This is a genomic window from Nitrobacter winogradskyi (assembly GCF_006539545.1).
Lineage (GTDB): Bacteria > Pseudomonadota > Alphaproteobacteria > Rhizobiales > Xanthobacteraceae > Nitrobacter > Nitrobacter winogradskyi_A.
Window position 1 is genome coordinate 58,535 of sequence record NZ_BJNF01000073.1, and the last position, 8,270, is coordinate 66,804.

The 8,270-nt window shown below is 61.1% G+C and carries 8 protein-coding genes and 1 tRNA gene; 2 read left to right on the forward strand and 7 right to left on the reverse strand.

Annotation, left to right across the window (positions count from 1 at the left end; all coding sequences use genetic code 11):
• Positions 1-14 precede the first annotated feature (14 nt).
• A complete protein-coding gene (gene metG, locus NWI01_RS13560) occupies positions 15-1,649 on the reverse strand; it encodes a methionine--tRNA ligase (protein ID WP_244613761.1) in 1,635 nt (544 codons plus the stop codon).
• Between metG and NWI01_RS19655 the strand changes: the two genes are divergently transcribed.
• Complete coding sequence (locus NWI01_RS19655) at positions 1,606-2,109, forward strand: hypothetical protein (RefSeq protein WP_244613762.1); 504 nt, start codon at positions 1,606-1,608, stop codon at positions 2,107-2,109. The two genes, metG and NWI01_RS19655, sit on opposite strands and share 44 nt — an antisense overlap.
• A 51-nt stretch (positions 2,110-2,160) precedes the next feature.
• Here NWI01_RS19655 and NWI01_RS13565 read toward each other — a convergent pair whose 3' ends face one another.
• From NWI01_RS13565 to NWI01_RS13585, 5 genes are all read right to left on the reverse strand, one after another.
• The gene (locus NWI01_RS13565) at positions 2,161-3,201 is read right to left on the reverse strand and encodes a DNA polymerase III subunit delta' (protein WP_141384347.1); all 1,041 of its coding nucleotides are present in this window, start codon (positions 3,199-3,201) and stop codon (positions 2,161-2,163) included.
• On the reverse strand, positions 3,198-3,890 hold the full coding sequence (gene tmk, locus NWI01_RS13570) for a dTMP kinase (protein ID WP_141384349.1): 693 nt from the start codon (positions 3,888-3,890) through the stop codon (positions 3,198-3,200). The genes NWI01_RS13565 and tmk overlap by 4 nt, the downstream gene beginning before the upstream one ends.
• A complete protein-coding gene (locus NWI01_RS13575; protein WP_141384351.1) occupies positions 3,890-5,131 on the reverse strand; it encodes a D-alanyl-D-alanine carboxypeptidase family protein in 1,242 nt (413 codons plus the stop codon). Before NWI01_RS13575 ends, tmk begins: the two co-directional genes overlap by 1 nt.
• Positions 5,132-5,254: 123 nt before the next feature.
• Positions 5,255-6,097 carry a septal ring lytic transglycosylase RlpA family protein gene (locus tag NWI01_RS13580; RefSeq protein ID WP_141384353.1) on the reverse strand — a complete coding sequence of 281 codons (843 nt, stop codon included), beginning with the start codon at positions 6,095-6,097 and terminating at the stop codon, positions 5,255-5,257.
• Between the two features lie 159 nt (positions 6,098-6,256).
• Positions 6,257-6,553 carry a PilZ domain-containing protein gene (locus tag NWI01_RS13585; protein WP_141384355.1) on the reverse strand — a complete coding sequence of 99 codons (297 nt, stop codon included), beginning with the start codon at positions 6,551-6,553 and terminating at the stop codon, positions 6,257-6,259.
• A 503-nt stretch (positions 6,554-7,056) separates the two neighbouring features.
• Here NWI01_RS13585 and NWI01_RS13590 point away from each other — a divergent pair.
• Positions 7,057-7,146: transfer RNA gene (locus NWI01_RS13590), tRNA-Ser, on the forward strand.
• A 219-nt stretch (positions 7,147-7,365) separates the two neighbouring features.
• On the opposite strand, the gene NWI01_RS13595 is transcribed toward NWI01_RS13590, so the two are convergent.
• Complete coding sequence (locus NWI01_RS13595; RefSeq protein WP_141384356.1) at positions 7,366-8,040, reverse strand: CPBP family intramembrane glutamic endopeptidase; 675 nt, start codon at positions 8,038-8,040, stop codon at positions 7,366-7,368.
• Positions 8,041-8,270 lie beyond the last annotated feature (230 nt).

Sequence of the window (8,270 nt, forward strand, 5' to 3'; positions counted from 1 at the left end):
CGGCGTTTAACGGTTCAGGCTGAAGGCGGTTCGACATAGCGCGGAAACACCGGGACCGGCGCCGGCAGAGCCGAACCCGGTCTGATGCGGACGTCGCCGCCAAGCGTCGCGAAACTCCGCTCGTCCGCGGGAATGCCGAGAATGTCGAGAAGCTTCGCGCAGGCCATTGGCATCGCTGGCTGAGCCAGGATCGCGATCTGGCGCACGACCTCGGCGGTGACATACAGCACGGTCTTCTGCCGCGCCGGGTCGGTCTTGGCCAGGGCCCAGGGCGCCTCGCCCGCGAAATAGCGGTTGGCTTCGGCGACGACGGACCAGGTGGCATTGAGAGCCTGATGGATCTGCTGCGTATTCATCGCCTCACGCGCGATCGCGATCATGCCGTCTGCCTGTGCAAGGATCGCCTTGTCGGACTCGCTGAAATCTCCGGGCTCCGGCAGAACGCCGTCGTGCTGCTTGGCGATCATCGACAGCGAGCGTTGCGCGAGGTTGCCGAAGTCGTTGGCGAGGTCGGCATTGATGCGCGCCACGATCGCCTCGTGGTTGTAGCTGCCGTCCTGTCCGAAGGGCACCTCACGCAGAAAGAAGTAGCGCACCTGATCGACGCCGTACTGCGCGGCGAGGCTGAAGGGATCGACGACATTGCCGACCGACTTCGACATCTTTTCACCGCGGTTGAACAAGAAGCCGTGCGCATACACCCGCTTCGGCAACGCGATTCCCGCCGACATCAGGAAGGCTGGCCAGTAGACCGCATGAAAGCGGATGATGTCCTTGCCGATGATGTGGATATCGGCTGGCCAGAAGCGCCAGTTGCTCTCGTCCTCGTCTGGAAAGCCAACGCCGGTGATATAGTTGGTCAGCGCATCGACCCAGACGTACATGACGTGCTCGGGATCGCCGGGAACCTTGACGCCCCAGTCGAAGGTGGTGCGCGAGATCGACAGATCCTTCAGGCCGCCCTTCACGAAGCTGACGACTTCGTTGCGGCGGGAATCCGGACCTATGAAGTCCGGCTCGCTTTCGTACAAGGCAAGAAGCCTGTCCTCATAGGCTGAGAGCTTGAAAAAATAGCTCTTCTCTTCCACCCATTCGACGGGCGTACCTTGCGGGCCACGCCGCACGTTGTCCTCGCCGACGACCGTCTCGTCCTCTGCGTAATAGGCTTCGTCGCGCACCGAGTACCAGCCTGAGTAGTTCGACAGATAGATGTCGCCGTTCTCGGCCATGCGCTTCCAGATTTCCTGGACCGAGCGATGATGTGCGGATTCCGATGTGCGAATGAACCGATCGAACGAGATGTCCAGCGTCTCGTCGAGTTTCCGCAACAACTCGGCGTTTCGCGTGGCGAGTTCAATCGCTGATATGTTTTCCCGCTGCGCCGTCTGCACCATCTTCTGGCCGTGCTCGTCAGTGCCGGTCAGGAAGAACACATCCTTGCCGTCGAGCCTCTGGAAGCGCGCGAGCGTGTCGGTGGCAATAGCCTCATATGCGTGGCCGATGTGCGGCGCGCCGTTCGGATAAACGATGGCTGTGGTGATATAGAACGTTTTGGCTCGCGATGACGCCGGATTCGAGGGGAGCGATGCAGTGGTCGTATCGACCTTGGCGTCAACCTTGCGCGGCGCTCGCGGCCTTGTCTTTTTCACCGGATGCGTGGCGGCGGATCGCTTCGGCGCGGCCTTTTTCGGTGTCGTTTTCTTCGGTGCGACTTTCCTCGGCGTTACCTTCTTCGGCGTAACTTTCTTCGTCGCGGCTTTCCTCGGCGTCCCCTTTTTCGGCGCTGTTTTCTTAGACGCGACCTTTTTCGGGGTTCTTGTCGCCGGTTGCTTTTTAACTGCCTTCCTGACGGTTTTCCGGGCGGTCTTCCCGATCGCTTTCTTGACTGTCTTTTTCTTCGTCGCCTTTTTGGCCGTCTTCGGCGCGCGCGCTTTCGTCGTCGCCTTCGCGCTCGTCTTTTTGCGCTTGGTGGTCTTCTTGACCGCCGTCTTGCTGCGCGTTTTGGCTGCCGGGTTACGGCCGGTGGCGGCGGAACGCGACTTGCGGGTTTTCACGCGAGGTTTCTTGGCCGGTTTCTTCTTAGCGGGAGCCACCACGAATTCCTTATGAAGCAGGCTGGAGGTCGAGAACAATGTCGAGAACAATCATGGGCGGAATGTCTTACCGCGTTGCTTCTGCGAGAAGCCCGAACACCGAGAAAACCAGGGGTTTTCGCTCGAGATTATAGGTCTCCGTCTCGCGCGCGGTGTTGTTGATCTTTTCCCATACCTCCGCGAGCCGTGCAAGACGAGGAAGATCGGCGTTCGCATCGCCGATGCGAAGTCGCTCGCCGATCCAGCGGTCCACACTGTCGACGAAGGCGCCAAGCGTGGCGCGATCGCTGCCGCTGATGGCGTCGCCGAGCGCATGGAGTTCGCCCGCGTCGACGTGCGGAAGGTTGTTCAACAACGCCGTCGTGCGTTGATGGAGCTTCAGCGCGCCGCCTCCCAGGAGCGCCAGCGCCCGCGCGACGCTTCCTTCCGCCGCTCCCGCGGCTTCCTGCAAGGAGGCATCGTCGGGCGCGATCCCCGCCGCCGCCGTGGCCGCGAGGATCACATCATTCGTCGCCAGCGGGCGCAGCATCAGCTTGCGGCATCGTGATTGCATCGTCGCCAATACCCGCGCCGGAGCATGGCTGATCAGGAAGAACAGCGACCGGTGCGGCGGCTCCTCAAGCACCTTGAGCAGCGCATTCGCGGCGTTGGGGTTGAGTTCGTCCACAGGATCGACGATGCACACCCTCCACCCGTTTCCGGTGGCGGTCGATCCGAAAAAGGCGATGGTCTCCCGCGTCTGCTCGACGCTGATGACCGTGCGCATGACCCCCTTTTCGTTGGGCGTCCGCTCCAGCGTCAGGAGCCCGCCATGGGTGTCGGCCGCGACGTGGCGTACAGCCGGATGCGTCGGGTCCAGTTGGAGCGTTTCGGCCGATTGCACCTGCGGTATAGCGGGATCGGCATGAGCGAGCACAAATCGCGCCATCCGATAGGCCAGGGTCGCCTTGCCGATCCCCGGCGCGCCGCCGATCAGCCACGCGTGCGGAATGCGGCCGCTGCGATAGGCGTCGAGCAATGTTCGTTCCGCCTCGTCATGGCCGAAAAGCGCGGTGGTTTCGCGCGGATGTGGAAATGGCGTTTCCGTGGAGGCCGGGCGGGCGATCATGCGCGTGAGGCTTTCGTGTCGGTGTCAGCCGTGAGCACGCGGTCGTGCAGGGCCGCCCACACTCTCGCGGCCACCGTGTCGAGGTCGGCGTCGGCATCGATCACCACGCAGCGTTGCGGATCGCTCGCGGCGATCGCGCGATAGGCGTCACGGAGTTTGCGGTGAAAAGCAATATCCTCCGCCTCGAAGCGATCCGGCGCGCCGCTGCCACGGCGAGCGGCCGCGCGCTGTAAGCCGACCTCGACGGGGACATCGAGGATCACCGTCAGGTCAGGCTTGAGATCGCCGATCGTGACCCGCTCCATCGCGTTCAGCACGCCGGGCAGCACGTTCCCCAATTGACCCTGATAGACACGGGTCGAATCGGCAAACCGGTCGCAGAGCACCCAGATGCCCTGCTCCAGCGCGGGCTTGATGACGGCGTGGACATGGTCATCGCGGGCCGCCGCAAACAGCAAGGTCTCGGCGTCGGCGCCGAGCAGCTTGCCCACGCCCGACAGGACGAGGTGTCGAATGATTTCGGCCCCCGGCGATCCTCCGGGCTCTCGCGTGACGATGGCGCGCAGCTTCGCCGCCTGAAGACGTTCGGCTAGAATCCTGATCTGCGTGGATTTACCGGAGCCCTCCCCGCCCTCGAAAGTAATGAAACGTCCGCGCTGCGGGTCGGCTTTGGGCGTGGCCTGGGCCATCAGAGTCTCGCGGCGCCCGAGCGCACCGTCCCGACGACAAGCTCGATCGCTCCATCGAACGCGCGGCGCATGGTCGAGCCGACACCAACCGCTTTCGTGGCATGAACCGGCATCTCGACCGCTACTTCCTTGCCTCGCCACACCCTGACGACGCCGATCGGCTGCCCCGGCGCAATCGGCGCGCGGACCGGCCCGGAATAAACGATGCGCGCGATCAGTCTGTCGCCGCCGTTCTTCTGAACCATGACCTGGACCGGGTCTGACACGGCCACCTGAACGGAGCCGCTATCGCCGCCAAATACCTTGGCGTAACCGATCGGCTGTTCCGCGGCGAACAGGGTCCTGACCTCGAAGTTTCGAAAACCCCATTCCAGCAGCTTCCTGGCTGCGGCCAGCCGGTCGTCGGCGCTCTCCAGACCGTTCACGACCACGATCAGCCGCGTGCCGTTCTGAACCACCGAGCCGACCAGGCCGTATCCCCCCTCCTTGGTGTAGCCGGTCTTGAGCCCGTCGGCCCCATCCATCGCGGCCAGCAGCGCGTTGCGGTTTGACTGGCGGATTTTGTTCCAGGTGAATTCGCGTTCGCCGAACAGCTTGTAAAAATCCGGGTACGTCAGCATGATGTGGCGCGCCAGCGACGCAAGCTCCCGAACGGTCATCTTGTTGTCGGGATGTGGCAGGCCGTTGGAATTCGCGAAGGTGGAACGGCTCATGCCCAACTCGCGCGCTCGCGCCGTCATCTTCTCCGCGAAGGCGCTTTCGTCGCCCGCGATGCCCTCCGCAAGCGCCATGCAGGAGTCGTTTCCGCTCTGGATGATCGCGCCGCGCAGGAGGTCCTGGACAGGGACGCGGCTGTTGATCGCCGCGAACATCGTTGATCCGCCGGAAGGCGCCCCGCCCTTTCGCCAGGTGTTTTCGCTGATGACGTATTCGTCCGTGAGCTTGATTTCGCCTTTTGTGATGGCGTTGAAAACGACTTCCGCCGTCATCAGCTTCATCATGCTGGACGGTGCCCGCAGTTCATCTGCGTTCTTCTCGAAGAGTACGCTACCGCTTTTGGCTTCGAGCAGAATAGCGGTCGGGGCGCTGGTTTCGTAGATGTCTTCTTTCTTCGCCCCCTGGACGCTGTTGTTGGCAGCGAGCACGATTCCGCCGAGGCCGATCGTGAGGACGGCGACGGCTACCAGACCGCGCCAGGCGAGCCCCCCGCGTCTGTCGTGCGTGGAAGATCTGGTTGTCATGATACGGTCCCGGGCAGACCCTTGTATCAGTTGGGGTGATCGTGAACAACATAGGGCCGCGCGTGAAGCGACTGGATAGAGAATCAAAGCAGGCTTCGGGATTTCCCGGGAAGTGAGCGGCGCTTAATAAAGCCCTCGGCCCGATAGGAATTCGCTCGGTCCGCTCTGGTCTGCCGGCGCATAAGCGGCGACCGGGTGGACGCGGCCCGTAACATCACCCTCACCGTACGAAGCCTCTCGCGGACCTTCGGATTCCTGCCGATGCGCCGGGATGCGGCCGGACGCGGAGGTTTCGCCGATCGACGGCCGGAGTTCAGGAACAAACGGCCGCGCCGAGGCGACCCTGACGGTGGACGGCGACGGCGCGGGCACGCCCGTTCGCAGGGTCGCCATCAATTGCCGATCGTCAGAACCTTCAAGCGGCGCGCGGCCGACATATTCGACCCGCACCGGCGCGACGCCATTTCGCTTGAACTCCAGCAATTCGGCCGCCTTGTTCGAGACATCGATCAGCCGGTTGCCATGATACGGCCCGCGATCGTTGACGCGGACGACCAGGGATTTGCTGTTGCCGAGATTTGTGACCCGGACATAGCACGGCAACGGAAGAGTCGGATGCGCCGCAGACAGTGACGCCATGTCGAAAACTTCGCCGTTGGCTGTCAGGCGGCCATGGAAGGCGTCGCCATACCAGGATGCGAGCCCTTCGGCTTTGTATTTGGTGTTTTCCTGGGGAACGTAAACACGTCCGGCGACCGTATAGGGTTTGCCGATCCGGTAAGTCCCGCCGCCTTTTGGCACCGTGTCGCCGGAGACAACGACCCGAGGACTGCTCGAAACGCCGTACTTCGGGTCAATCCGGCTGAGTTTGCTCGATGAGCCGCAATTGGCGAGCATTAGACATGCGCCTGCGGCGGCTAAGGCGCGCGCAGCAAGCCGGATTCGATCTGAACCTGATTTCCCCATCCGTCCCCAAGACCCGATCCCTGGCGGGACTGCCCCACTTCACAGCGCCAGTCAGCATGATCATGATACGGTCATGACCATACCAAGTCGTGAACATATCGCAGCGCAAAGACGGCGGAAATACGGTAACGGGACGGAGGGACAATAACGAGTGGTAAATCAAGAGTTGCGGCCAGCGGCGTCAGAAACCGCGTCGGTCGTGGGCTGATCGAATGCAACCCCGATCCGGTTCTGTTTGGTCCAGATGACCCGGCAGCCTCGAATAACCCGATCCTTTTCGGTCATGAGTTGGAAACTCAATGGGACAGAGGCGGGATTGGGGACTTCAAGGGCGGCTCCCTCGGTAGATACGTTCAGCAGCCGGCACCGCATGCTGAATCCGCCCATCGAAATGTAGGCCGGTTCGTCGATCTCGACGCGCGGATATTTGCGGCGTTCTTCAGGTGCGGAGTTCATGGCCTGTACGTCTGATTATAGCGTCATCATAGTCGTTATCCGAACGCCCCGCTGCATTCTGCCGTTGGAATGATTCTATCTCAGGCCAACTCTATGACGTTTTTGAGCGAGGTGGATAGCGGGTCGCAAAGAAGAGCGTCAAACTCAAGGCCGTCGAGCCTCGCTGCTGATTTCCTTACGAGCTAAAAGGATTCTGCGATGCGCGGCCACCCGTAGACGTTTCGACAGTACATCCCTCACCTCGTACGGGTCGCGACAGGTTCAGTGACGACTTAGGGGTACAGGAGGAATATGGGGAGCGGTTTAAGATCCAGATCTACAATTTAGTATATTTCTGTAGGGTCTTTCGTTTCGAAGTTGCCGGAAGCGCAGCTTCCCCTCACGGTTTTCATTCCGCTATCAGGCATGTTCGACGTTGGTTTCGAGCAACGGTTTCGAGCAACCTCTCCGTCTGCGATTGCGCTCTGGCGGGGTGTACGCTAATCGGTCGAAGTCTTGGAGTTGGAAGGGTGGCCGAGTGGTTTAAGGCACCGGTCTTGAAAACCGGCGTGGGTGCAAGCCCACCGTGGGTTCGAATCCCACCCCTTCCGCCAAACACCGTCGATTGCCGTCTACGGCGCGATATTACCGCCGATTGCCACATTCCATCGGGTAAGAAAGCAAACCACCGTTTCTACGCTACAGCCCGATATCGTGAGAAACAGCGATGTCGGTTCCCGACCCCATTGAGGTCATTCAGTTGCGCAGACTGAACGGGCAAAAAGGTCACGAAGCCATCAGTGGAAACGCATTCCGTATCGCCGGCCTGGCTCCTACTGCATGCTGTAGATGATGAGCCAAATTCCATTGTAGACGAAATGCGTCACGAATCCTGGCCAGATTGAATTTGTCTTCCAGAAGAGGTAGCCCGTCAGGACGCCCATCATCAGCGCGTTGAAGAAAATGACGCTCGGCCCGTGTGCGGCGGCAAAGATGACCCCGCTGCCCAGAATGCCGGCCCACGGGCCATATCGGTTCAGCGCGTTTGCCACCGCGCCGCGATACAGTACCTCTTCGCCGAAGGGTGTGAGAACGGCGCCTGCAAAGACCGTCAAAAAAAGCGCCAGCACGCCGGACTTTGCCGCAGCCTGGAAATCGCCTTGCGTGTTCGGTTCTATGATCAACGAGAAATAGACGTGTTCAATGCCAAAGCTCAGCACCACGGCGATGAGCCCCAGAACAAAACCGATCAGCAGCCATTTGCCTTCGACAGCGCGGAAGCCAAAGGCGTCGAGTGTGCGAATGCGGAACATCAGCGCCACAATGAAAGCGCCGGTGCAGGCCAGGCCGCCGGCCGCCAATCCGACAATGCCGCGCAGTGGCGCCTGCTCATCGGGAATACTGACAAGCACCGCAGCGACCATCGCAAGCAGGACAAAATAGCCGATCAGGCCGATGGCGACTTCGGGCCAGCCTGGGCGGGCCATGGATGCATTCTGCATTTCCATATCTCTGTTTCCCGCGATCAGTTAGAGGGCATTGAATTAGAGGGATAGATGTTCGCTCTCTCCTCACCATCGGCTTCAGGCGTCAACATAGAGCCTCTCTAAGCCATTGACTCTATGTAACTCTTCGGTGGCGCGCCCTCTCCTCAGAGTGATGCTTGAAGCTGGTCCGGTAGCTGGGAGGCTTCTATCCCTACTTTGGCAGATTTTCTGCGATTGCAGGGCGGTTCAGG